25 protein-coding genes are annotated in these 22,778 nt (G+C 71.6%); 17 read left to right on the plus strand and 8 right to left on the minus strand.

What is annotated here, in order from left to right:
- Positions 1-162 precede the first annotated feature (162 nt).
- Positions 163-588, plus strand: a complete 426-nt coding sequence (locus ACQSSQ_RS07490; protein WP_431326402.1) for an RDD family protein — start codon at positions 163-165, stop codon at positions 586-588.
- Positions 589-597: 9 nt separating this feature from the next.
- Here ACQSSQ_RS07490 and ACQSSQ_RS07495 read toward each other — a convergent pair whose 3' ends face one another.
- From ACQSSQ_RS07495 to lipB, 3 genes are read right to left on the minus strand one after another with little or no spacing between them, the layout of a single operon-like run.
- A complete protein-coding gene (locus tag ACQSSQ_RS07495; RefSeq protein ID WP_431326403.1) occupies positions 598-1,314 on the minus strand; it encodes a DUF4191 domain-containing protein in 717 nt (238 codons plus the stop codon).
- A 38-nt stretch (positions 1,315-1,352) separates the two neighbouring features.
- A complete protein-coding gene (lipA, locus tag ACQSSQ_RS07500) occupies positions 1,353-2,288 on the minus strand; it encodes a lipoyl synthase (RefSeq protein WP_431326404.1) in 936 nt (311 codons plus the stop codon).
- Between the two features lie 43 nt (positions 2,289-2,331).
- Positions 2,332-3,054: a lipoyl(octanoyl) transferase LipB gene (gene lipB, locus ACQSSQ_RS07505; RefSeq protein ID WP_431326405.1), complete on the minus strand. Its 723-nt coding sequence runs from the start codon at positions 3,052-3,054 to the stop codon at positions 2,332-2,334.
- A 68-nt stretch (positions 3,055-3,122) separates the two neighbouring features.
- Between lipB and ACQSSQ_RS07510 the strand changes: the two genes are divergently transcribed.
- Positions 3,123-3,563, plus strand: coding sequence for a hypothetical protein (locus tag ACQSSQ_RS07510; RefSeq protein WP_431326406.1), 441 nt, complete (start codon positions 3,123-3,125; stop codon positions 3,561-3,563).
- Between the two features lie 14 nt (positions 3,564-3,577).
- On the opposite strand, the gene ACQSSQ_RS07515 is transcribed toward ACQSSQ_RS07510, so the two are convergent.
- The 3 genes from ACQSSQ_RS07515 to lpdA are packed head-to-tail and all read right to left on the minus strand — an operon-like array spanning position 3,578 to position 7,838.
- A complete protein-coding gene (locus tag ACQSSQ_RS07515) occupies positions 3,578-4,471 on the minus strand; it encodes a TIGR01777 family oxidoreductase (RefSeq protein ID WP_431326407.1) in 894 nt (297 codons plus the stop codon).
- Positions 4,472-4,528: 57 nt separating this feature from the next.
- A complete protein-coding gene (sucB, locus tag ACQSSQ_RS07520) occupies positions 4,529-6,430 on the minus strand; it encodes a 2-oxoglutarate dehydrogenase, E2 component, dihydrolipoamide succinyltransferase (protein ID WP_431326408.1) in 1,902 nt (633 codons plus the stop codon).
- A 22-nt stretch (positions 6,431-6,452) separates the two neighbouring features.
- Positions 6,453-7,838: a dihydrolipoyl dehydrogenase gene (gene lpdA, locus ACQSSQ_RS07525; protein ID WP_431326409.1), complete on the minus strand. Its 1,386-nt coding sequence runs from the start codon at positions 7,836-7,838 to the stop codon at positions 6,453-6,455.
- A 172-nt stretch (positions 7,839-8,010) separates the two neighbouring features.
- Between lpdA and ACQSSQ_RS07530 the strand changes: the two genes are divergently transcribed.
- The gene (locus ACQSSQ_RS07530; RefSeq protein WP_431326410.1) at positions 8,011-8,376 is read left to right on the plus strand and encodes a hypothetical protein; all 366 of its coding nucleotides are present in this window, start codon (positions 8,011-8,013) and stop codon (positions 8,374-8,376) included.
- Positions 8,377-8,394: 18 nt separating this feature from the next.
- Here the strand turns inward: ACQSSQ_RS07530 and ACQSSQ_RS07535 are convergent, their stop codons facing one another.
- A complete protein-coding gene (locus tag ACQSSQ_RS07535) occupies positions 8,395-9,915 on the minus strand; it encodes a leucyl aminopeptidase (RefSeq protein ID WP_431326411.1) in 1,521 nt (506 codons plus the stop codon).
- A gap of 39 nt (positions 9,916-9,954) precedes the next feature.
- On the opposite strand from ACQSSQ_RS07535, the gene gcvT reads away from it, so the two are divergent.
- The 3 genes from gcvT to ACQSSQ_RS07550 are packed head-to-tail and all read left to right on the plus strand — an operon-like array spanning position 9,955 to position 11,947.
- Positions 9,955-11,046: a glycine cleavage system aminomethyltransferase GcvT gene (gcvT, locus tag ACQSSQ_RS07540; RefSeq protein WP_431326412.1), complete on the plus strand. Its 1,092-nt coding sequence runs from the start codon at positions 9,955-9,957 to the stop codon at positions 11,044-11,046.
- Between the two features lie 57 nt (positions 11,047-11,103).
- Complete coding sequence (locus ACQSSQ_RS07545; RefSeq protein ID WP_431326413.1) at positions 11,104-11,736, plus strand: helix-turn-helix domain-containing protein; 633 nt, start codon at positions 11,104-11,106, stop codon at positions 11,734-11,736.
- A gap of 10 nt (positions 11,737-11,746) precedes the next feature.
- Positions 11,747-11,947 carry a hypothetical protein gene (locus ACQSSQ_RS07550; RefSeq protein WP_431326414.1) on the plus strand — a complete coding sequence of 67 codons (201 nt, stop codon included), beginning with the start codon at positions 11,747-11,749 and terminating at the stop codon, positions 11,945-11,947.
- Between the two features lie 35 nt (positions 11,948-11,982).
- Here the strand turns inward: ACQSSQ_RS07550 and ACQSSQ_RS07555 are convergent, their stop codons facing one another.
- Positions 11,983-12,558: a DUF3043 domain-containing protein gene (locus ACQSSQ_RS07555; RefSeq protein ID WP_431326415.1), complete on the minus strand. Its 576-nt coding sequence runs from the start codon at positions 12,556-12,558 to the stop codon at positions 11,983-11,985.
- A 162-nt stretch (positions 12,559-12,720) separates the two neighbouring features.
- Between ACQSSQ_RS07555 and ACQSSQ_RS07560 the strand changes: the two genes are divergently transcribed.
- The 11 genes from ACQSSQ_RS07560 to ACQSSQ_RS07610 all read left to right on the plus strand — a co-directional run bounded on the left by ACQSSQ_RS07560 (position 12,721) and on the right by ACQSSQ_RS07610 (position 22,738).
- Complete coding sequence (locus tag ACQSSQ_RS07560) at positions 12,721-13,500, plus strand: PspA/IM30 family protein (protein WP_431326416.1); 780 nt, start codon at positions 12,721-12,723, stop codon at positions 13,498-13,500.
- Positions 13,497-13,775: a PspA-associated protein PspAA gene (pspAA, locus tag ACQSSQ_RS07565; protein WP_431326417.1), complete on the plus strand. Its 279-nt coding sequence runs from the start codon at positions 13,497-13,499 to the stop codon at positions 13,773-13,775. The genes ACQSSQ_RS07560 and pspAA overlap by 4 nt, the downstream gene beginning before the upstream one ends.
- Before the next feature lie 125 nt (positions 13,776-13,900).
- The gene (gene htpX, locus ACQSSQ_RS07570) at positions 13,901-14,800 is read left to right on the plus strand and encodes a zinc metalloprotease HtpX (protein ID WP_431326418.1); all 900 of its coding nucleotides are present in this window, start codon (positions 13,901-13,903) and stop codon (positions 14,798-14,800) included.
- A gap of 7 nt (positions 14,801-14,807) precedes the next feature.
- Complete coding sequence (pspAB, locus tag ACQSSQ_RS07575) at positions 14,808-15,392, plus strand: PspA-associated protein PspAB (RefSeq protein ID WP_431326419.1); 585 nt, start codon at positions 14,808-14,810, stop codon at positions 15,390-15,392.
- Between the two features lie 64 nt (positions 15,393-15,456).
- Complete coding sequence (locus ACQSSQ_RS07580) at positions 15,457-16,731, plus strand: aspartate aminotransferase type Ic (protein ID WP_431326420.1); 1,275 nt, start codon at positions 15,457-15,459, stop codon at positions 16,729-16,731.
- Positions 16,732-16,734: 3 nt separating this feature from the next.
- The gene (locus ACQSSQ_RS07585; protein ID WP_431326421.1) at positions 16,735-17,856 is read left to right on the plus strand and encodes a glycerate kinase family protein; all 1,122 of its coding nucleotides are present in this window, start codon (positions 16,735-16,737) and stop codon (positions 17,854-17,856) included.
- Between the two features lie 212 nt (positions 17,857-18,068).
- The gene (erpA, locus tag ACQSSQ_RS07590) at positions 18,069-18,428 is read left to right on the plus strand and encodes an iron-sulfur cluster insertion protein ErpA (protein WP_431326422.1); all 360 of its coding nucleotides are present in this window, start codon (positions 18,069-18,071) and stop codon (positions 18,426-18,428) included.
- A gap of 137 nt (positions 18,429-18,565) precedes the next feature.
- Positions 18,566-19,546, plus strand: coding sequence for a carbohydrate kinase family protein (locus ACQSSQ_RS07595; protein ID WP_431326423.1), 981 nt, complete (start codon positions 18,566-18,568; stop codon positions 19,544-19,546).
- A 134-nt stretch (positions 19,547-19,680) separates the two neighbouring features.
- Positions 19,681-20,586, plus strand: a complete 906-nt coding sequence (ctaC, locus tag ACQSSQ_RS07600) for an aa3-type cytochrome oxidase subunit II (protein WP_431326424.1) — start codon at positions 19,681-19,683, stop codon at positions 20,584-20,586.
- The gene (gene ctaD / locus ACQSSQ_RS07605) at positions 20,583-22,346 is read left to right on the plus strand and encodes an aa3-type cytochrome oxidase subunit I (RefSeq protein WP_431326425.1); all 1,764 of its coding nucleotides are present in this window, start codon (positions 20,583-20,585) and stop codon (positions 22,344-22,346) included. Before ctaC ends, ctaD begins: the two co-directional genes overlap by 4 nt.
- A complete protein-coding gene (locus ACQSSQ_RS07610) occupies positions 22,343-22,738 on the plus strand; it encodes a cytochrome c oxidase subunit 4 (RefSeq protein WP_431326426.1) in 396 nt (131 codons plus the stop codon). The genes ctaD and ACQSSQ_RS07610 overlap by 4 nt, the downstream gene beginning before the upstream one ends.
- The last annotated feature ends 40 nt before the right edge of the window (positions 22,739-22,778 follow it).

Raw genomic sequence — 22,778 nt, forward strand, 5'->3', positions numbered from 1 at the left:
CACGTCGCTGTGTCCCCACGAAGGTAGGCAGAGCCAGTTACCCAGCCATGACCCGAATGTTTCGCCCATGTTACGAAGTTTCGGGCGTCGGCGCGAGCGTCTCGAGAGGCGTTCTGACCTGCGGCAGCAGGGCTCTGGTGACCGCCGAGTAGGGTTGTTGTCGTGTCCACGAGTACCCCCGGGCCCCCGAGCTCGATGCCCGAGGTCGCCGGCTTCGGCCGCCGCGTCGTCGCCCTGCTGATCGACTGGTTCGTCGCTCTGTTCACGGCCTCGGTCGTGACGGGATCGCCCGCCTTCGGAGCGGGCGCGGTCGACGGGTGGTGGACGCTCCTGGCCTTCTGGATCGAGGTGTCGCTGCTCGACGCGACGCTCGGCTTCTCGATCGGCAAGCGCGTCGTCGGCATCTGCGTCGTCGGCCCCAACGGGCGGCCGATCGGGCTGCGCGCGTTCCTGCGCACCGCCCTGATCTGCCTGGTCGTCCCGCCGCTCCTCCAGAACAAGGAGGGGCGTGGCTTCCACGACGTCGCGGCGGCGTCGGTGATCACCTACATCCGCCCGCGGGCGCAGGCGACGCGGTCGGCCGAGTAGCCCGAGGGCTCAGCGGCCCTGCATCATCCGACGCGCGCCCTTGGCGCTGGTCGGGACCGGCCCGCGGGGGAGCGGCGCCTGCGGACGCATCGCGTCGAGCGCCTTGAGCTTGTTGAGGACCGGCGTGATCTGCGCCGGCTTGAGCGCCCGCTTGGACTTGCGGATCGAGTTGACCAGCTTGGGCAGGGGGACCTCGCCCTTGTCGGTGTCGCGGCCGACGACGACGGTCGAGACCGGGATCTCCTCGCCGACGATGCGGACGGTCTTCTTGCGCTCGACCGACAGCAGGTTGCGCACGCGGTTGGGGTTGCCCTCGCCGACCAGCACGATCCCGGGCGGACCGACGACGCGGTGCACCACGTCCTGGCTCTTGGTGAACGCGACCGCCTGGTCGACCTTCCAGCCGCGCTTGAGCATCCCGAGCGCGCCGGCAGCCGCACCGACCTGACCCTCGACCTGCGCGTACGCCGCCTTCTCCGCGCGCCGTCCGAAGACGATCAGCGCGGCCAGGATGCCGGTCAGCACCGACAGCAGCGAGACCAGGATGATGCCGAGGATGCTGCCGCTGCCGCCGAGGAACCAGCCGAGAGCGAAGACGACGCCGCCGACCACCAGGAACCAGGCGAGCAGGCGGAGCCCGATCGTCTTGTCGGAGCGCTTGGTGATCGAGTAGGCGGACCGGATCTGCGCGATGCGACCCTGCGGCGGCGAGTCAGGAGTGGACATGGCTCCCAGAGTACGCGGTCGCCGACCGCGGCGGACCCTCAGGCCGTGGCCGACGTACGAGCCTCCATGGCCTGCTTGTAGAGGCGCCCTGCGCGGTAGGAGGAGCGGACGAGCGGTCCGGACAGGACCCCGGCGAAGCCGATCTCCTCGGCCTCCGCGCCGAGCTCCACGAACTCCTCGGGCTTGACCCACCGCTCGACCGGGTGGTGCAGGGGCGAGGGGCGGAGGTACTGGGTGATCGTGAGGAGCTCGCAGCCCGCGTCGTACAGGTCGCGCATCGCCTGCGAGATCTCCCCGCGCGTCTCGCCCATGCCGAGGATGAGGTTGGACTTCGTCACCAGCCCGTACGCCCGGGCCTGGGTGAGCACGTCGAGCGAGCGCTCGTAGCGGAACGCCGGTCGGATCCGCTTGAAGATCCGCGGCACCGTCTCGACGTTGTGCGCCAGCACCTCGGGACGGGAGGCGAAGACCTCCTCGAGGAGCTCGGGCTTGCCGTTGAAGTCGGGGATGAGATTCTCGACGCCGGTGCCCGGGTTGAGCTCGTGGATCTTGCGGACGGTCTCGGCGTACAGCCAGGAGCCGCCGTCGGGGAGGTCGTCGCGGGCGACGCCGGTGATCGTCGCGTAGCGCAGGCCCATGGTGCGGACGCTCTCCGCCACACGACGCGGCTCGTCACGGTCCAGGGCGCTCGGCTTGCCGGTGGCGATCTGGCAGAAGTCGCACCGACGCGTGCACTCCTCGCCGCCGATGAGGAACGTGGCCTCGCGGTCCTCCCAGCACTCGTAGATGTTGGGACAGCCGGCTTCCTGGCAGACGGTGTGCAGGCCCTCGCTCTTGACCAGCTGCTTGAGCTCGGTGTACTCCGGGCCCATCTTGGCCCGGGTCTTGATCCACTCGGGCTTCTTCTCGATCGGCGTCTCGGCGTTGCGCGCCTCGAGACGGAGCAGCTTGCGTCCTTCAGGTGCGATGGTCACGTCGTTCACCCTACGTGCTCGGCGAAGCCCGGACGACCGCGGCTCAGACGAGGTGGGCGGCCAGCCCGTACGTCACGCCGTCCGCGGCGGCCACGTCACCGAGGTCGGGACTGGCGGCGTACGGCTCCCAGGCCAGGAGCTCGCGCAGGTGCGGCTCGAGGGCGTCGGCGACCTCGAGCGTCGACACGCGCCGGTCGAGCTCGAGCGACAGCGAGGTCACGCCTGCGTCGGCGATGCCGCACGGCACGATCTTGGCGAACCAGCTCATGTCGACGTCGCAGTTGAGCGCGAGCCCGTGCATGGTGACGCCGCGAGCGACGCGGATGCCGAGCTGGCCGAGCTTGCGCTCGGGGCCTCGGTCGTCGGCGGCGATCCAGACGCCGGAGCGCCCCTGCACGCGTCCGCAGACGACCCCCAGCTCGCGCACGGTCCGGATCATGGCCTCCTCGACCCGGCGTACGTAGTCGACGACCAGGACGTGCTCGGGCAGCGCCACGATCGGGTAGCCCACGAGCTGGCCGGGGCCGTGGAACGTGATGTTGCCGCCACGGTCGATGTCGACGACGCGGCTGCCGTCGGTCGGGCGCTCCCACCCCTCGGTGCGGGTGCCCGCCGTGAAGACGGGCGTGTGCTCGAGGAAGAGCGCGACGTCTCCGACGAGGCCGGCGACACGGTCGGCGTGCAGCTCGCGCTGCAGGGCCCACATCTCCTCGTAGTCGGTTCCGTCGGTGCCGAGGCCGATCCTGCGGATCTCCAGTGCGCTCACGGAAGCCACCCTAACGCGGCTGTGGACGACGGCCGACGCGGTGAGCCAGGCTCCGCCATGCTGGCGCGATGGATCTCTCCGGACTGTGGTGGGTGGCGCTGGCGGTGGGCCGGTCCGCGGTCGACCAGGCGGCGTGGATGGACCGGCTCGCCGTGCTGGACGAGGCCCGGTCGGCAGCGTTCGTCCGCAAGGACGCGAGTCTCCTGGACGACGTGTACGTCCCGGGTGCCCGTGAGCGGGCCGCGGACGCCGACCTCCTCGCGCGGTACGCGTCGCGCGGGTTGGAGCTCGAGTCCGTGCGGTTCACGCTCCTGCGCTTCCGTGTGGAGCGGCGTACGGCGGGGCGCGTCGTGCTCCGTGTCGTCGACCGGCTGGAGCCCGTCCGGGTGCGGCAGCACGGTGGGGCCTGGCGTGAGATGCCGCGCGACGGCGCGACCGAGCGCCGCATCGTCGTCCACGACACCGCGGCCGGGTGGCGGATCGGGTCGGTGCAGCGGCTCGCGGGCTGACGCGCCGGGCCGGCTCAGCGGCCGAGCGCGGTCGTGACCACGTCCTGGACGTCCTTGTCGGCGAACGTGTGCCCGGCCTCCTCCAGCCGTCCCGGGACCGCGCGGAGGGAGCCGAGGGCCATGGCCGACAGCCCGCCGAGTGCGAGGCGGAGGCCGAACGAGGGGACGGGCACGACGGCGGGGCGTCGCAGGGCCGAGGCCAGCGCCCGGGTGAAGTCGGCGTTGGTCGCGGGCTCCGGGGCGACGAGGTTGTACGGCCCTGAGGCGTTGTCGTTCTCCGCGAGGAACGTGACGGCCCCGAGCCAGTCGCGCAGGCTGACGACCGGGAAGTACTGGTCGCCTGAGCCGAGGCGTCCGCCGAGACCGACCCGGAACGGCAGGGCGATGACGCGCAGCAGCCCTCCGGAGGAGTCGAGCACCGGGGACGTCCGCAGGAAGCACACGCGTGTGCCCGCCTGCTGCGCCGGAGCGGCAGCGGCCTCCCACTGCTCGACCACGTCGGCGAGGAATCCGCGCCCCCGTGGCGTGCCCTCGGTCAGGAGCGTGTCGCCGCGGTCGTCGCCGTACGCGTTGATGCCGCTGCCGGAGAGCAGGGCCGGCGGCTGCGGCGACCGCGCGATCGCCTCGGCCAGCGTCCGCGTCGGTGCGGTGCGGGACTGGAGCAGCGTCCGACGGTACGAGGGAGTCCAGGGCCAGTGGGCGATCGGAGCGCCGGACAGGTTGACGACGACGTCCGCGTCGTCGATCACCTCGTGGTCGAGCTCGCCTTCCGCGGGGTTCCAGCGGACCTCGAACGGACCCCGCGCGGGGCGGCGTACGAGGCGGACGACCTCGTGGCCCTGCTCGCGCAGGTGCGCCCCGAGAGCGGTGCCGAGGAAGCCGGACGCCCCGGAAAGACAGAACCTCATGCGCCCATCCTCACGGGCGCACGAGGTCCTGTCCGATCCGGCACGAGGCCGGTGAGGTCAGCCGAGCTCGGCCTCGAAGGCGCCCTCCTCGAGGCGCTTCTTGACCGTCGTCAGGAAGCGTCCGGCGTCGGCGCCGTCGACCAGGCGGTGGTCGTAGGTCATCGGCAGGTACGCCATCGAGCGGATCGCGATCGCGTCGTTGCCGTCGGCGTCGGAGACCACCACCGGGCGCTTCACGACCGCGCCGGTCGCGAGCATCGCGGCCTGCGGCTGGACGAGGATCGGCGTGTCGAACAGTCCGCCGAAGCTGCCGATGTTGGTGATCGTGAACGTCCCGCCGGAGAGCTCGTTCGGCTTGATGTCGCCGCTGCGGGCCCGGGTCGCGAGGTCGTTGATCCGCTGCGCGAGGCCGGCGAGGCTGAGGTCGCCCGCGTCGTGCACGACGACCGAGAGCAGGCCGCGCTCGGTGTCCACGGCGATGCCGAGGTTGATCGCCGCGTGGTAGGTGATCTCCTTCGACTCCTCGTCGTACGAGGCATTGACGTTCGGGTGCGCCTTCAGCGCCTCGACCGTCGCCTTCGCGATGAACGGCAGGTAGGTCAGCTTCACGCCCTCGCGGTCGAGGAACGACGCCTTGTGCTTCGCGCGCAGCGCGGCGATGCGCGTGAGGTCGACCTCGTGGACCTGCGTGAGCTGGGCCGCGACCTGGAGGGACTCCTTGGTCTTGATCGCGGTGAGCTGGCGGATCCGGTTGGCCTTCTTCACCGTGCCGGCGAGGCCCGAGACGTCGGGACCGGTCGATGCCGCGGCGGGCGCAGCCGACGGTGCCGGGGCCGCGGCGGCCGCGGCTGCCTCGCGTGCCTTGGCGGCCGCGTCGAGGACGTCCTGCTTGCGGATGCGGCCACCGACGCCGGTGCCCGACACCTCGTCGAGGGCGACGCCCTCGCGCTCGGCGAGCTTGCGCACGATCGGCGTCACGTACTGGCGGCCGTCGGGCTTGACGGCGCTCGGCGCCGTCGTCGCGGCGGCGGGCTGCTCCTGCTGCGCGGGGGCCTCCTGCTGCGCCGGCTGCTCCTGCGCGGCGGGCTGCTCCTGCGGGGCCGGAGCCTCCTGCTGCGCCGGCTGCTCCTGCTGCTGGGCGGGGGCCTGCTGCGGTGCGGTCTGCTCGGGCTCCGCGGCCGGCTCGGGCTCAGCCGGAGCGGCAGGAGCCTCGGCCGGTGCCGACCCGCCGGAGGAGCCGGCGCTGCCGATCAGCGCGAGCTGCGCACCGACCTCGACCGTCTCGTCCTCGCCCGCCGAGATCTCGAGCAGGGTGCCCGCGACGGGAGAGGGGATCTCGGTGTCGACCTTGTCGGTGGAGACCTCGAGGAGCGGCTCGTCGACCGCGACCTCGTCGCCGACCTGCTTCAGCCAGCGCGTGACGGTGCCCTCGGTGACGCTCTCGCCGAGCTCGGGCAGCGTCACCGGCGTCGCGTCGCCGGAGCCGCCGGAGCCACCGGAGGGCGCGGATGCCTCGGCGGACTCCGCCTCCTGCTCGGCGGCGACCGCCGGGGTCGTGTCGTCGGCCGGCGGCGTGCTCGACTCGCCGGCGGGCTCCTCGGGGGCCTCCTCGGCCGGAGCCTGCTCCTGCGCGGGCTGCTCCTCGGCGGGAGCCTCAGCCGCCGGCGCCTCCTCTGCGGGAGCCTCGTCGGCAGCCGGAGCCGCGTCGCCCGCGGACTCGCCCTCCTCACCGATGGTCGCGAGGACGGCACCGACCTCGACGGTCTCGTCCTCGGCCGCGGCGATCTCGAGCAGGACACCGGCGACCGGCGACGGGATCTCCGTGTCGACCTTGTCGGTGGAGACCTCGAGGAGCGGCTCGTCGACGGCAACCGTGTCGCCGACCTGCTTCAGCCACCGCGTGACGGTGCCTTCGGTGACGCTCTCTCCGAGCTCTGGAAGCGTGACGGGCGTAGCCATGGGTTGAACCCCTGTCTTGATCTCAGGCGTGTGCGTGGAGTGGTGATCCGGCGAGGGCCAGCGCGGCCTCGCCGAGAGCTTCGTTCTGGGTGGGGTGGGCGTGGACGAACGCGGCGACGTCCTCGGGGAACGCGTCCCAGTTCACCCACAAGGATGCCTCGCCGACCTGCTCGCCCATCCGGGCGCCGATCATGTGGACGCCGAGGACGGGACCGTCGACCTCGCGGACGACCTTGACGAGACCGGACGAGCGGAGGATCTGGGTCTTGCCGTTGCCGGCGAGGTTGTACTCGTACGTCGCGACCCGGTCGTCGCCGTGCGCCTCGCGGGCCTGCGCCTCGGTGAGGCCGACCGACGCGAGCTCCGGCTCGCAGTAGGTGACGCGCGGGATCCCGCTGTCGACCACCGGCTGCGGTGCGCGGCCGGCGATCTCCTCGGCGACGAAGAGGCCGTGGGCGAACCCGCGGTGCGCGAGCTGCAGCCCGCGGACCAGGTCGCCGACGGCGTACACGCCCTCGGCGGACGTGCGCAGCCGCTCGTCGGTGACCACGAACCCGCGGTCGAGGGTGATGCCCTGCTCGGCGAGCCCCAGCCCGTCGGTGCGGGGGCCTCGTCCTACAGCCACGAGGACCAGGTCGGCCTCGAGGACCTCGCCGCCCTCCAGCGTCACGTAGGCGGTGGACTCGTCCTGCTTGACGCTGGTGATCGGCGTCCCCGTGCGGAACGCGATCCCGCGCTTGCGGAACGCGCGCTCGAGGTGGACCGACAGGGTCTCGTCCTCGAGCGGGACGAGGTGCGGCAGCGCCTCGACGACCGTGACCTCGGAGCCGAACGAGCGCCACACCGAGGCCAGCTCGACACCGATGACGCTGCCGCCCACGACGACGACGCGTCGCGGGAGCTCCTCGAGCGTGAGCGCGCCGTCGGACGTGACGACGCGGCCGGCGATCTCGACGCCGGGCAGCGTGCGGGCGTACGACCCGGTGGCGAGCACCAGGTTGGCGCCGGTGACGACGGTGTCACCGACGGCGACGGACCGCGGTCCGACGAGACGGCCGGTGCCCTCGACGACCTCGATCCCGGCGCCGCGGACGAGTCCCTGGAGGCCGCGGTAGAGACGGTCGACGACACCGGCGCGGTACTTCGCGACGGCAGCGAGGTCGACGCCGTCGTACGTCGCGCGGACGCCGAACGACGACGCGTCCCGTGCGGCGTCGGCGACCTCGGCGGCGTGCAGCATCGCCTTGGTCGGGATGCATCCCTGGTGGAGGCAGGTGCCGCCGAGCTTGTCCTCCTCGACGAGCGCCACGCTCAGCCCGAGCTGTCGGGCACGGAGCGCGGTGGCGTACCCCCCGCTCCCTCCACCGAGCACCACGACGTCGTGCGCGTGGGGGGCGGACTGGGTCACGAATTGCCTCCAGGTGGTGTCGGCTGCGAGATCTTCGCTGCCTGCTGCCGCCCCTCATCTTGTCACTGCGGACAAGGGGGTGCACACGTGGGGGCGCTACCCGTCGGTACGGCAGACTGGGAGGAGACAGCATGAAGGACCCCTTCTCTCACGAGCCGCAGGAGCACACTCGATGGGCCTCTTCCGACGCAAGAAGCGCAACCGCACCGGCGGTGGCGCGGTGGTCTCCGACCGTGCTTCGGACAGCGCCGACCGAGCCCACCTCGAGAAGTTCATCGAGTCGCGCGCGGGCGTGGAGGGATTCGTCGAGCCACCGACGGCCGTCTCGCAGGTGACGTTGCTGCTCGTCGCCAAGGACGGGGAGTGGACCCGCCGCCGCGTGCCGTCCGCCTCGTGGGCCCACGACTTCGGCAACAAGCACCGCGTGCCGACGTACGACGCGGCGGTCGTCGGCTACCCGCAGCGGATGCGCGAGTACAACCGTCGCGTCGCCGAGGAGCGCAAGCGGCGTGACCGCGAGGCGTCCTCGGGCGAGTGACGCCGCCTGCGCCCTCGGTCAGTCGACGCGGCGGGCGAGGCGCTCCGCGAGACCCACGAGGGTGCGCACGCTCATCCCGGTGCCGCCCTTGGGGACCTCGTCGTACGCCCCTGCGTCGTTGAACGCGGGTCCGGCGATGTCCAGGTGGGCCCAGCGGGTCTCGCCGACGAACTCGCGCAGGAAGGCGGCCGCGAACAGCGCACCGCCGGCCGGCTTCGGGTTGTGCTGGCGCAGGTCGGCCAGGTCGGAGCTCTTCACCCGGGACACGACCTCGTCGGTGATCGGCAGGGCCCAGAACGACTCGCCCACGGAGTCGGCGACCTCGACGATCTCGTCGCGGAGGGCGTCGTCGTTGGCCATCACGCCGGCGGTCTGCAGGCCGAGCGCCACCATGGCCGCTCCGGTGAGCGTCGCGACGTCGACGAGCACGTCCGGCTTCGCCTCGGTCGCGAGCACGAGGCCGTCGGCGAGCACGAGCCGGCCCTCGGCGTCGGTGTTGTGCACCTCGACCGTGGTGCCGCCGCGGATCGCGATGACGTCGCCGGGTCGCATCGCCGTGCCGCTCGGCATGTTCTCGGCCATCGAGGCGATGGCCGTGACCTGGACGGGCAGCCCGAGCTCGGCGATCGCCAGGGTCGCGGCCACCACCGACGCCGCGCCGGCCATGTCGCACTTCATCGTCATCATGCTGGCGCCGGGCTTGAGGCTCAGGCCTCCGGAGTCGAACGTGATCCCCTTGCCGACGAGGGCGAGGTGCGCGACGGGCTTCTTCGGCTTGTAGGTGACCTGCACCAGGCGCGGCGGGTTGCCGGAGCCCTGGCCAACACCGAGGATGCCGCCGCAGCTCTCCTTGGCGAGCCTGGCCTCGTCCCACACGGTGACCTTGACGCCCGCGGTGCCGTCGGCCTTGGCGGTCTCGGTCACGGCGTCGGCGAAGGCCGCAGGCGTCAGGTCGCCGGGGCCGGTGTTGACCCAGTCGCGGGTGCGGTTGACCGCGGTGGCGGTCGCCTTCGCCGCCTCGAGCGCCGCGAGGACCTCGGCGTCGCGCGCGTGACGGGTCAGGAGCGTCACCGCGTTGGGCCGGTCGGCGGCCGCGTCCTTCGCGTCGCTCCCGGTGCGGTAGCGGTCGAACCGGTAGCCGCCGAGCAGCACTCCCTCGGCGATCGCGCGCACGGCGTCGGCGTCGGCGGTCGGCAGCGCGTACGCGACCGTCGAGGCGTTGTGCACCGCCTTGATCGCGCGGGCGGCGGCCTTGCGGAGGTCGGAGGTGGACGGGTCCTCGCCGACGCCGACCGCGACGACGATGCCGGCCTTGATCGCGCCGGAGGTCGGGACGACCGCGACGTCGCCCTTCTTGCCCTTGAAGCCGAGCGCCGTCAGCGTCGGGCCGAACGAGCGTCCGAACGCCTTGCTCACGGTGTCCGCGGGAGCGACTGCCTTGAGGTCGGGCCCGACGCCCACGACGACCACGTCGGCACGGGTGGTCGCGGGAGCGGCGGAGCTGAGGGTCAGGGTGGGCTCTGCGTTCTTCGGGGCCATGGCGGTCAGCCTACCGACGGGGCGGGATAGGTTGCGGGCATGACGCTTGCCCACTCTCCGTTGCACGCACGCCACCTCGAGCTCGGTGCCAAGCTGGCCGAGTTCGGCGGGTGGGAGATGCCGTTGGAGTACGCCGGCGGCGGCGTGCTCGCCGAGCACAAGGCCGTCCGCGAGGCAGTCGGCGTCTTCGACGTCAGCCACCTCGGCAAGGCCACCGTCCAGGGGCCGGGCGCGGCGGCGTACCTCGACCGGTGCCTGACGAACGCCTTCGGGCGGATCGGCCCGGGACAGGCGCAGTACACGCTGTGCTGCGACGACGACGGCGGCGTCGTGGACGACCTCATCGCCTACCTGCGCGCGGACGACGACGTCCTGCTCGTCCCGAACGCCGCCAACACCGCGGAGGTCGTACGCCGGCTGGTCGAGCGCGCGCCGGACGGGCTGACGATCACCGACCGCCACCACGACTTCGCCGTGCTCGCCGTCCAGGGCCCGCGCAGCGACGAGACGCTCGCAGCGATCGGGCTCCCGGTCTCGCACGACTACATGTCGTACGCGGAGGCCGAGCTGGGCGGTGAGGCGATCACCGTGTGCCGGACCGGATACACCGGCGAGCGCGGGTACGAGCTCGTGGTGCCGGCCGCAGCCGCGGTGACGGCGTGGGACGCGATCGTCGCGGCGGGGGAGCAGTACGGGATCCGCGCCTGCGGGCTCGGCGCCCGCGACACGCTGCGGACGGAGATGGGCTACCCGCTGCACGGCCAGGACCTGTCCCGCGAGATCTCCCCGGTGATGGCGCGCCTCGGCTGGGCGGTCGGCTGGGACAAGCCGGAGTTCTGGGGCCGCGACGCGCTGCTGGCCCAGCGGGCCGCCGGCGAGGTTCCTCTGCTGCGCGGGCTGGTCGCGTCGGGTCGCGGCATCGCCCGTCCCGGGATGGTCGTGTCGGCGGGCGGTGCGGAGGTCGGCCGGGTCACGTCCGGGACCTTCTCGCCGACGTTGCGCCAGGGCGTCGCGCTCGCGCTGCTCGACCGCTCGGTCGCGGTGGGCGACGAGGTCACGGTGGACGTCCGGGGGCGGACGGAGGCGTTCGCGGTGACGGCGCCGCCTTTCGTCGCGTCGTCGACGCGCTGAGGGGAGAGCGGCGTCGACGCGCTGAGCGGGTTGCGTACCTGACATAGACTCTTGCGCATGACGCAAGAGATCGTGTTGGACGCCGTCGTCCGCCAGCGGATCCGTGGCCTGCGGCTCGCTCGCGGGTGGTCGCTGGACGCGCTGGCCGCGCGCTGTTACCTGAGCCCGTCGACCCTGAGCCGCATCGAGACGGGTCACCGGCGGATCGCGCTGGACCAGCTCGTCCCCATCGCGCGGGCGCTCGGCACCACGCTGGACCAGCTCGTCGAGTCCGAGGAGGACGAGGACGTCGTGATCCGGCCGGAGGCCGACCACACGCGCGGGCTGACGACGTGGCTGCTGTCCAACGATCGCGCGCTGCAGGGCGTGACGGTCGCCAAGATGCGCATCACGCCCGAGCGGCCGGTGCCTGCGGAGCTGCCGGTGCACCCGGGCCGCGAGTGGTTCACGGTGCTGTCCGGCACCGCGCGCCTCCAGCTGGGGGAGCGGACGGTGCTGGTGCGCGAGGGCGACGCCGCCGAGTTCTCGACGATGGTCCCGCACGCGATCGCGGCGTACGAGGCGCCGGTCGAGATCCTCACGATCTTCGACCGCGACGGCGAGCGGGCCCACCTCCACCACACCGACGACGGGCAGGAGGTCAGCGAGGACGCGGCGGCCGACGCGCCGGGTGACGCGCCCACGCCCTAGGCTGCCGCCCATGGTGTGGACCTGGCGCTTCGAGACGGAGGAAGGGACCGAAGTGTCCCCCGAGGACGACGGCGGCTCGTTCGCCAGCCGCGGCGACGCGGAGTCGTGGGTCGGCGAGTTCTACGCCGACCTGGCCGACCAGGGGGTCGACCGGGTCACGTTGCTGGAGGACGGCCGGGTCGTGTTCGGCCCGATGTCGCTCCACCCCTGAGGGCGGTCTCCCCTCAGTACGACTCGCCGTGCCGCTCAGTACGACTCGCCGTGCCGCACCTGCGGCTTCGGCAGGCGCAGCCGGCGGATCTGCGTGCTGCGCAGGATCGCGTAGCCGGTGAGCCCGCGCGTGCTCGCCTCCGGGAACTTCTCGCGGACCTCGCGCTTGACGCGGCGGACCAGCAGGAACGAGTCGACGATCGTGCCGACGATCGTCACGAGCCACAGCGTGTAGATCGCGGTCACGGCCCACGGCGCCCGGACCAGGCTCACCAGCAGGATGATGACCAGGACGGGCATCAGGTACTCGCCGACGTTGCGGCGGGAGTCGACGACGTTGCGGACGAGGCGGCGTACCGGACCCTTGTCCCGCGCCGGCAGGTAGCGGTCGTCGCCCGTGCTCATCGCCTCGCGGACCTTGACCCGGTCCTTCGCCCGGCGGTCGCGGTCGGCGCGCGCGAGGTCCTTGCGCGACGTGGGGGACTTCAGCGCCGCCTTGCGGGCGGCCTCCGCCTCCTTGCGCGTCGGGGTCGGGCGGCCCTTGCCGTCCGGCTTCGGCTCGGTCGGGATCGGCTCGGCGGGGGCGTCGGTCTGGTTGTTGCGTCGGAACACGGGTGCCTCGGGTCGTCGGAGTCGGTGCCGGAGTGCCGCGGTGCAGCGCCTGCGGTGTCGGCGATGGGACGAGCCTACCTGGCGCGCAGCCGCTCCCAGAAGGACGCCGGTGCCCGTAAGGTTGGGGAGAACAGCGATCTTGTGAAGGGGACAGACTCCACGATGGGCATCATGAAGCGGATGGGCATGATCTTCCGCAGCAAGGCCAACGCAGCGCTCGACAAGGCGGAGGATCCGCGCGAGACGCTGGACTACAGCTACCAGAAGCAGCTCGAGCTGCTCCAGAAGGTCCGTCGTGGGGTCGCCGACGTCGCGACCAGCCGCAAGCGGGTCGAGCTGCAGATCAACCAGCTGCAGCAGCAGTCCGGCAAGCTCCAGGACCAGGCCAAGAAGGCGCTCGCCGCGAACCGCGAGGACCTCGCCCGCGAGGCGCTCACCCGCCGCTCGGGCCTGGACCAGCAGATCGCCGACCTCAACACGCAGCACGCGTCGCTGCAGGCCGAGGAGGAGAAGCTGACGCTCGCGTCGAAGCGCCTGCAGGCCAAGGTCGAGTCCTTCCGTACGCGCAAGGAGACGATCAAGGCGACCTACACCGCCGCCGAGGCTCAGACCCGGATCAACGAGGCCTTCACCGGCATCTCGGAGGAGATGGGTGACGTCGGCCTCGCCGTGCAGCGCGCGGAGGACAAGACCGCCCAGATGCAGGCGCGTGCCGGGGCCGTCGACGAGCTCCTGGCCTCGGGTGCGCTCGACGACGTCACCGCCGGCCCGAACGACGACATCAGCCGCGAGCTCGACGCGCTGGCCTCCACCTCGAGCGTCGACGCCGAGCTCGAGGCGATGAAGCGGCAGCTCGGCACCGGTGCGGACAAGCCCGCGCTCGGCTCCGGCGACGCAACCCCGCAGGCCGCCGCGGAGGAGAAGCAGGAGGGCCAGGCGTGATCGTCCGGATCATGACCGAGGGCCAGCTCGAGGTCGCCGACGACGCCCTCGACCAGCTCAACGCGCTCGACGACGCGGTGGAGTCGGCGGTCGCCGCCCACGACGAGGAGGCGTTCGGCGACGCCCTCAACCGCCTGCTCGACCTCGTGCGCCAGATCGGCAAGGAGGTGCCGGACGAGGAGCTCGTGGAGTCAGACCTGGTGCTCCCGCCGCCGGACGCCTCGCTCGCCGAGGTCGAGGACCTGCTCGGCGCCGACGGCTTCATCCCGGGCTGACCCGGGCCCACGTCGTACGACGGTCGTTCCCGCCGCAGCGCAAGCGCGGCGGGAACGACCGGGGCCCGTCGTGCGTTGAAGAGGAACAGGCGACCGCCCCCCACGAGCGGTCTGAGAGAGGAAACATGTCGAAGACCCGATTTCGCAGCGACGCGGGTCTGACCCGCCGGATGGGCGCCGTGAGCCTCGGGCTGGTGGCGCTCTACCTGGCCTTCGGGGCCGTCCTCATCACGGTGATGCCCAACGCCGCCATGGCCGCGGTGATCGTCGTCGCGTTGGCGTGGGGCCAGTGGTACTTCTCCGACAAGCTCGCCCTCGCGTCGATGCGCGCCCGCGTCGTGACGCCTGAGCAGGCTCCGGAGCTGCACGGCATGATCGACCGCCTGTGCGCCCTGGCGGACATGCCCAAGCCGACGGTCGCGATCGCCGACACCGACCTCCCCAACGCCTTCGCCACCGGACGCTCGCCGAGCCACTCGGCAGTCTGCGTCACCACCGGCATCCTGCGCCGGCTGGACGCCGAGGAGCTCGAGGGCGTGCTCAGCCACGAGCTGGCCCACGTCGCCAACCGCGACGTGTCGGTCATGACGGTGGCCTCCTCGCTCGGTCTGCTGGCCGGCTTCCTCATCCGCTGGTTCCCGTTCATGGGCAATAGCCGCGACCGCAACAACAACGGCGCGCTGATGTTCCTGGTCGTGTGGATCGCCAGCATCGTGGCCTACTTCATCAGCTTCCTGCTGACGCGGGCGCTGTCGCGCTACCGCGAGCTGAGCGCGGACCGCTCGGGCGCGTACCTGACCGGCAAGCCCTCCGCCCTGGCGTCGGCGTTGACCAAGATCACCGGCGACATGGGCCGGATCCCGAGCAAGGACCTGCGCCAGGTGGAGAACATGAGCGCCTTCTTCTTCGCCACCCCGGCGTTCTCCCGCGACTCGCTCGCCGGGCTGATGAGCTCGCACCCGCCGGTGGAGAAGCGCCTGGAGCAGCTCGCCCGCATCTCCGCCGACCTCGGCCGACCCCTCTGACCCGGCGATGGGATTCTGGGACGCCCTGATGGGCCGCTCGAAGCCGGCCCAGGCCGACCTCGACGCACTCTTCGCCCTGCCGTCGGCCGCGATCACGCTGGAGGCGGCCGCGTCGATCCGGCCGACCGGCGTCGGCGCCGTCTGCTACCGCCAGACCGAGGGCGCCGCGTTCAGCACCATGCAGACCGACGTGCAGGAGCTGCTCGACGCCGACGGCGGACCGAAGGTCGAGCGCTCGGTCGACCCGTACGGCTTCACCTGGCTCGTGGTCCGTCACGACCCGGAGGACGTCGGCGGGCTCGTCACCGACCTCCACGCGGTCAACAGCACGCTGGTCGACAACGGGTTCGGCCCGCAGCTGCTCTGCTCCGTGGTCGACTTCACGACCGCCGACGACCGGCCGCTCGGCCTGGTCTACCTCTACAAGCGCGGCACCTTCTACCCGTTCGCGCCCGCGGGGGAGCCGCGCCGCGACAACACCCTCGAGCTGCAGGTCCGCGGCATCGTCACCGACGACCTGCCGGTGGAGAAGGACCTGAGCCGCTGGCTCGCCATCTGGGGTGCCCCCGGGCTCGGCGGCGGCACTCGGTAGATTCGACCCGGTGCGTCCGACACGGCAGGGGCGCACCGTCGGACCACGTCTCGCAAGGATCCCCATGAGCATCGACACCCTGGATCGTGACGCCCTCGGCACGCTGCTGTCGGAGCAGCGTGCCGCCTACGAGGACCTGCGTGCGCGCGGGCTGACGCTCGATCTCACGCGAGGCAAGCCGTCGCCCGAGCAGCTCGACCTCTCCAACGCGCTGCTGGCGCTCCCGGGCGAGGCCGACTTCCGCGCCGCCGACGGCAGCGACACCCGCAACTACGGCGGTCTCGAGGGGCTCGTCGAGCTCCGCGAGATCTTCGCCGAGCTCCTCGGTATCCCGGTCCCGCAGCTGCTCGCGCAGGGCAGCTCGAGCCTCACGATCATGCACGACACCCTCGTCTGGGCGATGCTGCACGGGTTCGCGGAGTCGCCGCGCCCGTGGGTCGCCGAGGAGAAGGTCCGCTTCCTCTGCCCGGTCCCCGGGTACGACCGCCACTTCGCCCTTCTGGAGTCGCTCGGCATCGAGATGGTCCCGGTCGCGATGAACGAGGACGGACCCGACGTCGAGGCGGTCGCGGCCCTGGTGGCGGACGACCCGACGATCAAGGGCATGTGGCTCGTCCCCACGTACGCCAACCCGACCGGCGGCGTCACCTCCGCCGAGGTCGCCGCACGTCTGACCGCGCTGCCGGCGGCGGCGCCGGACTTCCGGATCTTCTGGGACAACGCGTACGCCGTCCACCACCTGAGCACCGACGAGCTCAAGACCGCCGACGCGCTGTCGCTGGCGGCGGCCGGCGGGCACCCCGACCGGGTGCTCGTCTTCGCCTCCACCTCCAAGGTGACCTTCGCCGGTGCCGGGGTGGCGTTCTTCGGCAGCTCGCCGGCCAACGTGGCCTGGTTCAAGAGCCACCTGAAGTTCGCCTCGATCGGTCCCGACAAGGTCAACCAGCTGCGCCACGTCCGGCTGTTCGGCGATGCCGAGGGCGTCCGGGCGCTGATGCGTCGCCACCGCGACCTGCTCGCGCCCAAGTTCGCGGTGGTCGAGGAGGTCCTGTCCTCGCGCCTCGGCGCCTACGACGTCGCGACCTGGACGCACCCGCGGGGCGGCTACTTCGTGAGCCTCGACGTCGTCGACGGCACGGCGGCACGGGTCGTCGAGCTGGCCAAGGGCGCCGGCATCGCGCTGACCCCGGCCGGAGCGTCCTTCCCGTACGGCAGCGACCCGCGCGACCGCAACATCCGGATCGCCCCGTCGTACCCGTCGCTGGACGACCTCAGCGCCGCGATGGACGGGCTCGCGACCTGCGTGCTCCTCGCGGCCGCCGAGAAGGCGCTGGCCTGACCCGTGCGCGTGCTCGTCGCCCCGGACGCGTTCGCGGGGACGCTGAGCGCACCGCAGGCCGCGGAGGCGATCGCCCGGGGGTGGGCGCGGACCGCCCCTGAGGACACGACCGTCCTCGTCCCCATGTCGGACGGCGGGCCCGGCTTCGTCGACGTCCTGCACTCCTCGCTCGGCGGGCGGCGCGTCGTCGTCACGGGGGTCCGCGGTCCGCTCGGGACGCCTGTCGACGCGCCGCTGCTCCTTGTCGACGACGAGGGCGGGCTCACGGCGTACGTCGAGTCGGCCGCCGCGTGCGGGCTCGAGGTCGATCCGCGACGGAGCCCCGAGGACGCCTCGACGTACGGCGTCGGGCAGCTCGTGGCCGCCGCCGTCGACGCCGGAGCCGCCCGGGTCGTGGTCGGGCTCGGAGGGAGTGCGACCACGGACGGGGGAGCGGGGATGCTCGCCGCCCTGGGAGCGCGCGCGGACGTGCCGCTCGACGCGGGACCACGGGGCCTCGCGGGCGTCGGGTCCGTCGACGTCACCGCGGTGCGGCAGCGGCTCGAGGGGGTGGCGCTCGTCGCCGCCACCGACGTACGCAACCCGCTCCTCGGACTCCTCGGCGCCGCCCGGACGTTCGGCCCGCAGAAGGGCCTCGACGACGCGGCCGTCATCCGGGTCGACGGCATCCTCGACGCCCTGGTGGTGGCCGTCTGCGGCGCGGCGCCGGCGGAGCGCAAGGTCGCCGACCGGCCAGGAGCCGGCGCTGCCGGCGGGCTCGGGTTCGCGCTGCAGCTGCTCGGGGCGTCGGTCGAGCCCGGCGTCGCGCTGGTCGCCGACGCCGTCGGGCTCGCCGCCCGTGCCCGGGAGAGCGACCTCGTCCTGACGGGGGAGGGCGCGTACGACGTCACGTCACGCGAGGGCAAGGTCGTGTACGGCGTCGCGGAGGTCGCGGGGGCGGCCCTGCGCCCGTGCGTCGTGATCGCGGGGCGGGTGCTCGTGGGCTCCCGCGAGCGCCGCGCGATGGGGGTCGAGGCGGCGTACGCGATGGTGGACGTCGTCGGCGAGGAGGCCTCACTGGCAGAGCCGGCCGAGTCCCTGCGGCACCTCGCGGAGCGGGTCGCCCGCACCTGGTCCGACCGCTGACCGCCTGGTCCGCGGCGCTGCCGGGCTCGTCCGCAGCGCGGGACGCCGTGGCTCGGCGGGACACGCGACGTACGCTGGGGAACGCTTGCCGTACGGCGCCGTGATCCGCGTATCGTGGTGCCGTACCGTGGGAATGAGACGGCGGGACCGCGCGTTCGACGTTGACAGCGCGCCATCCGGGCGGCCCCGCACCAGAGACTTCGGGAGAACACATGACCGTGCAGAGCACCGACGCCGGCGAGACCATCACGGGCGTCAACCTCACCGACGGCGCTGCCGCCAAGGTGAAGAGCCTCCTCGACCAGGAGGGCCGCGACGATCTTGCACTCCGCATCGCGGTGCAGCCCGGCGGATGCTCCGGCCTGCGCTACCAGCTCTTCTTCGACGAGCGCACGCTCGACGGCGACGAGACCCGCGAGTTCGACGGCGTCTCGCTGGTGGTCGACCGCATGAGCGTCCCCTACCTCCACGGCGCGACGATCGACTTCGTCGACACCATCGAGAAGCAGGGCTTCACGATCGACAACCCCAACGCCACCGGCTCCTGCGCGTGCGGCGACTCGTTCCACTGAGTCTCTGACGCGCCAGCACGGCCGATGACGACGGCCGCCCGGGGATCCCTCCTGGGCGGCCGTCGTCGTGCGTCTGGCTCCCACCCACCACCGCGACTATCGTGGGCGCGCACGCGTCACGCTTCTGAGGAGCTCCGTTGAAGATCGCCGTATCCGGATCCATCGCCAACGACCACCTGATGACCTTCACGGGACGGTTCTCCGACTCCTTGGTGGTGGACCAGCTCGACAAGATCTCGCTGTCCTTCCTCGTCGAGGACCTCGACGTACGGCGGGGCGGCTGCGGCGCCAACATCGCCTTCGGCCTGGCGGCGCTGGGCGAGGAGCCGGTGCTGATCGGGGCCGTCGGTGAGGACTTCGACGACTACCGGTCCTGGCTGGAGCGGCACGGCGTGGACTGCTCGGGCGTCCACGTGTCGGAGACCAAGCACACGGCGCGGTTCGTCTGCACGACAGACGCCGCGCAGGCGCAGATCGCGACGTTCTACGCGGGGGCGATGACCGAGGCCCGCGACATCGAGCTCAAGCCCATCCACGACCGCGTCGGCGGCTGGGACATCGTGCTGATCGGCCCGGACGACCCCGAGGGCATGGTCCGCCACACCGAGGAGAGCCGGGCGCGCGGATACCGCTTCGCCGCCGACCCCTCCCAGCAGCTCGCCTTCGCCGACGGCGCGCTGATCCGGACGCTGATCGACGGCGCGGCGTACCTCTTCAGCAACGAGTACGAGGCAGCGCTGACGGAGAAGAAGACCGGCTGGAGCTCCGGCGAGATCCAGCAGCGCGTCGGCACCCGCGTCATCACCCGGGGGGCGGAGGGCGTCAGCATCTACGAGGCCGACGGCACCGTGGTCGACGTCCCCGCGATCGCCGGCATCACGGCCGTCGACCCCACCGGGGTGGGCGACGCCTTCCGGGCCGGCTTCCTCGCGGGGCTGGGTGTCGACCTCCCGCACGAGCAGTGCGCCCAGCTCGGCTGCGCCCTCGCGGCCAGCGTCGTGGAGACCACGGGGACCCAGGAGTACCGGCTCGAGCGACCGGCCCTGATGGCCCGTCTGCGCTCCCAGTACGGCGACGAGGCGGCGGGCATCGTAGACGACCGCCTGCCGCGCTTCTGAGGGGACCTCCAGCGGTCCGTCCAGCGAGTCTGGAGTAGGGTGCTGCTGTTCGCAGTGAGGGCGTTCGACGTCGCGTCAGCGGCGCCCGGCACGCGCACTGCGGTGTGAGTCGATTCGAGCCAGAAAGGCGCCTGGTGGGTCTGGAACTCTTCGCGCGCGGCAAGCGAGCACAGGACGAGCGTCGTCGACCGGTCAGGTCGAAGGCGCTCGGGCTCGGTTTCGCCGTCGCTGCGATCGTGCTGCTGAGTGGCTGTTCGCCGGACGATCCGAGTGCCTGGGGGCGCTTGGCGCTCCCGCCGGGGGCGAGCGACCGCGTCGACGCGATGTTCGTCCTGTGGGTCGGGGCGTGGATCGCGGCCGCCGTCGTGATGGTCCTCGTCCTGGGCCTGATGTTCTGGGCGATGGTCCGCTACCGGCGCCGTCCGGGCAACGAGGTGCCGACGCAGCTGCGCTACCACCTGCCGCTCGAGGTCCTCTACACCGTGGCCCCGGTCATCATCGTCGCGATCTTCTTCGCGCAGACCGTGACGTCTCAGAACGAGATGCTCGAGAAGGTCGACGACCCGGACCACACCATCACCGTGGTCGGCAGCAAGTGGCAGTTCACGTTCAACTACCTGGGCGAGGAGGCCACCGCGGGGGAGGACGTCTTCGACTTCGGAGACACCTCGGACCCGACGGAGCTCTGGCTTCCGGTCGACGAGTCGGTGCGCTTCGACCTCGTCTCGCCGGACGTGATCCACTCCTTCTGGATCCCCGAGTTCTACTTCAAGCTGGACATCATCCCCGGCAAGACCAACTCGTTCGACGTCACGCCGACGCGCGAGGGTGTCTTCACCGGTCGCTGCGCGGAGCTCTGCGGGCTCTACCACACCCGCATGATCTTCAAGGTCCACGTCGTCTCGCGTGACGAGTACGACGCCCACCTGCAGGAGCTCCAGGCGGCCGGTCAGATCGGCCAGCCGGAGGGCGGCGCCGAGGCGACCCGTATCGCGGGCCTGGCCGAGGCGCAGAACGCAGAGAACGGAGAGAACGAGTGACTGCGGTCGCAGAACCCCAGGCCGGAGCGACGCCTGAAGAGGTCCCGCCGCCGAAGCCTCTGGGCAAGCGCGTCGTCGCGATGCTCACGACGACCGATCACAAGCAGATCGGCACGATGTACCTCGTCGCGTCGTTCGCGTTCTTCCTGATCGGCGGCATCCTCGCCCTGCTGATCCGGGCCGAGCTGGCTGCGCCCGGCACGCAGATCGTCGACGAAGAGACCTACAACCAGCTCTTCACGATGCACGGCACGATCATGCTGCTGATGTTCGCGACGCCGCTGTTCGTCGGCTTCGCCAACTGGATCATGCCGCTGCAGATCGGCTCGCCGGACGTCGCGTTCCCGCGGCTCAACATGTTCAGCTTCTGGCTGTTCCTCTTCGGCAGCTCGGTCGCGGTCGCGGGCTTCTTCGTGCCCGGCGGCGCGGCGAGCTTCGGCTGGTTCGCGTACGCCCCGCTGTCCGACGCGGTCAACTCGCCCGGCGTCGGCGGTGACATGTGGGTCCTGGGCCTCTACATGTCCGGTCTGGGCACGATCCTCGGTGCAGTCAACTTCGTCACCACGATCTTCACGATGCGCGCCCCCGGCATGACGATGTTCCGGATGCCGATCTTCACCTGGAACGTGCTCGTCACGAGCCTCCTGGTCCTGATCGCGTTCCCGATCCTCGCGGCCGCCCTGCTCGCGCTCTTCGCCGACCGGCAGCTGGGCGCCCACGTCTTCGACGCGGCCACAGGCGGGCCCGTCCTCTGGCAGCACCTGTTCTGGTTCTTCGGGCATCCCGAGGTCTACATCATCGCGTTGCCGTTCTTCGGCATCGTCAGCGAGGTGCTGCCCGTCTTCAGCCGCAAGCCGATCTTCGGCTACATCGGTCTGGTCGCGGCGACGCTGGCGATCGCGGCCCTGTCGGTCGCGGTGTGGGCGCACCACATGTTCGTCACCGGCTCGGTCGACCTGGCGTTCTTCTCGTTCATGACGTTCCTCATCGCGGTGCCGACCGGCGTGAAGTTCTTCAACTGGATCGGCACGCTGTGGGGTGGGTCGATCAGCTTCGACACCCCGCTGGTGTTCTCGCTGGGCTTCCTCGCGACGTTCCTCTTCGGCGGTCTGACCGGCGTCATCCTGGCCTCCCCGGCCCTGGACTTCCAGCTGTCCGACTCCTACTTCGTGGTCGCCCACTTCCACTACGTGGTCTTCGGCACCGTCGTGTTCGCGATGTTCGCCGGGTTCTACTACTGGTGGCCGAAGTGGACCGGGCACATGCTCAACGAGCGTCTGGGCAAGATCCACTTCTGGCTGCTATTCATCGGCTTCCACCTGACGTTCCTCGTGCAGCACTGGCTGGGCGTCGAGGGCATGCCGCGTCGCTACGCGGACTACTCGCCGGCGGACGGCTTCACGGTCCTCAACCAGGTGTCGACGATCGGCGCGATCGTGCTCGCGATCTCCACGCTGCCGTTCTTCTACAACGTCTGGATCTCGCGCAACAACCCGAAGGTCGGCGTCGACGACCCGTGGGGTTGGGGCCGCTCGCTGGAGTGGGCCACCTCGAGCCCGCCGCCGCGGCATAACTTCACGTCGCTGCCGCGCATCCGCTCGGAGAGCCCCGCGTTCGACCTGCACCACCCGGAGCTGTCGCTCCTCGAGCACGTCGACAACGACCTGGACAGCGGATTCGCCGACGCCCCCAACCTCGAGGGCCACGAAGAGGCGCTCCGCGAGCAGACCGGCCCGCGTCAGGAAGGTGACCACCGGTGAAGGCCGAGGCCTGGATCATCGCATCGATCTCCGTCTTCCTCGTGATCGTGACGCCGATCTACTGGATCGCGTCCGAGGACCCGACGGGGACGACCGCGCTGGTGATGGCGGCCCTGCTGGGCCTGCTGCTGACGTTCTTCCTCGCGGTCGTGGCGAAGCAGATCCCCGCCCGCCTGGAGGACCGCGACGACGCCGAGATCGCCGAGGGCGCCGGCGAGTACGGCTTCTACCCTCCGTGGAGCTGGTGGCCGCTGTGGGCAGCGCTGGCGATGCTGGCGATGATCCTCGGCGCGATCTTCGGCTGGTGGCTGTTCGTGATCGCCACGCCGTTCGGCGTGATCGCGCTCTGCGGCTGGGTCTTCGAGTACTACCGAGGGCTCTACGCCCACTGATTTTCCCGCCTCGACACCGCGCGTACGGCCTCGATTGGGC

Source organism: Mumia spirodelae (genome assembly GCF_050632745.1).
GTDB lineage: Bacteria > Actinomycetota > Actinomycetes > Propionibacteriales > Nocardioidaceae > Mumia.

Bases quoted from the DNA above. Each gene is read 5' to 3' on its own strand.
- ACQSSQ_RS07495 (WP_431326403.1), bottom strand. From the start codon at position 1,314: ATGTCCACTCCTGACTCGCCGCCGCAGGGTCGCATCGCGCAGATCCGG.
- ACQSSQ_RS07510 (WP_431326406.1), top strand. From the start codon at position 3,123: ATGGATCTCTCCGGACTGTGGTGGGTGGCGCTGGCGGTGGGCCGGTCC.
- ACQSSQ_RS07515 (WP_431326407.1), bottom strand. From the start codon at position 4,471: ATGAGGTTCTGTCTTTCCGGGGCGTCCGGCTTCCTCGGCACCGCTCTC.
- sucB (WP_431326408.1), bottom strand. From the start codon at position 6,430: ATGGCTACGCCCGTCACGCTTCCAGAGCTCGGAGAGAGCGTCACCGAA.
- ACQSSQ_RS07530 (WP_431326410.1), top strand. From the start codon at position 8,011: ATGGGCCTCTTCCGACGCAAGAAGCGCAACCGCACCGGCGGTGGCGCG.
- ACQSSQ_RS07535 (WP_431326411.1), bottom strand. From the start codon at position 9,915: ATGGCCCCGAAGAACGCAGAGCCCACCCTGACCCTCAGCTCCGCCGCT.
- gcvT (WP_431326412.1), top strand. From the start codon at position 9,955: ATGACGCTTGCCCACTCTCCGTTGCACGCACGCCACCTCGAGCTCGGT.
- ACQSSQ_RS07545 (WP_431326413.1), top strand. From the start codon at position 11,104: ATGACGCAAGAGATCGTGTTGGACGCCGTCGTCCGCCAGCGGATCCGT.
- ACQSSQ_RS07550 (WP_431326414.1), top strand. From the start codon at position 11,747: ATGGTGTGGACCTGGCGCTTCGAGACGGAGGAAGGGACCGAAGTGTCC.
- ACQSSQ_RS07560 (WP_431326416.1), top strand. From the start codon at position 12,721: ATGGGCATCATGAAGCGGATGGGCATGATCTTCCGCAGCAAGGCCAAC.
- htpX (WP_431326418.1), top strand. From the start codon at position 13,901: ATGTCGAAGACCCGATTTCGCAGCGACGCGGGTCTGACCCGCCGGATG.
- pspAB (WP_431326419.1), top strand. From the start codon at position 14,808: ATGGGATTCTGGGACGCCCTGATGGGCCGCTCGAAGCCGGCCCAGGCC.
- ACQSSQ_RS07580 (WP_431326420.1), top strand. From the start codon at position 15,457: ATGAGCATCGACACCCTGGATCGTGACGCCCTCGGCACGCTGCTGTCG.
- erpA (WP_431326422.1), top strand. From the start codon at position 18,069: ATGACCGTGCAGAGCACCGACGCCGGCGAGACCATCACGGGCGTCAAC.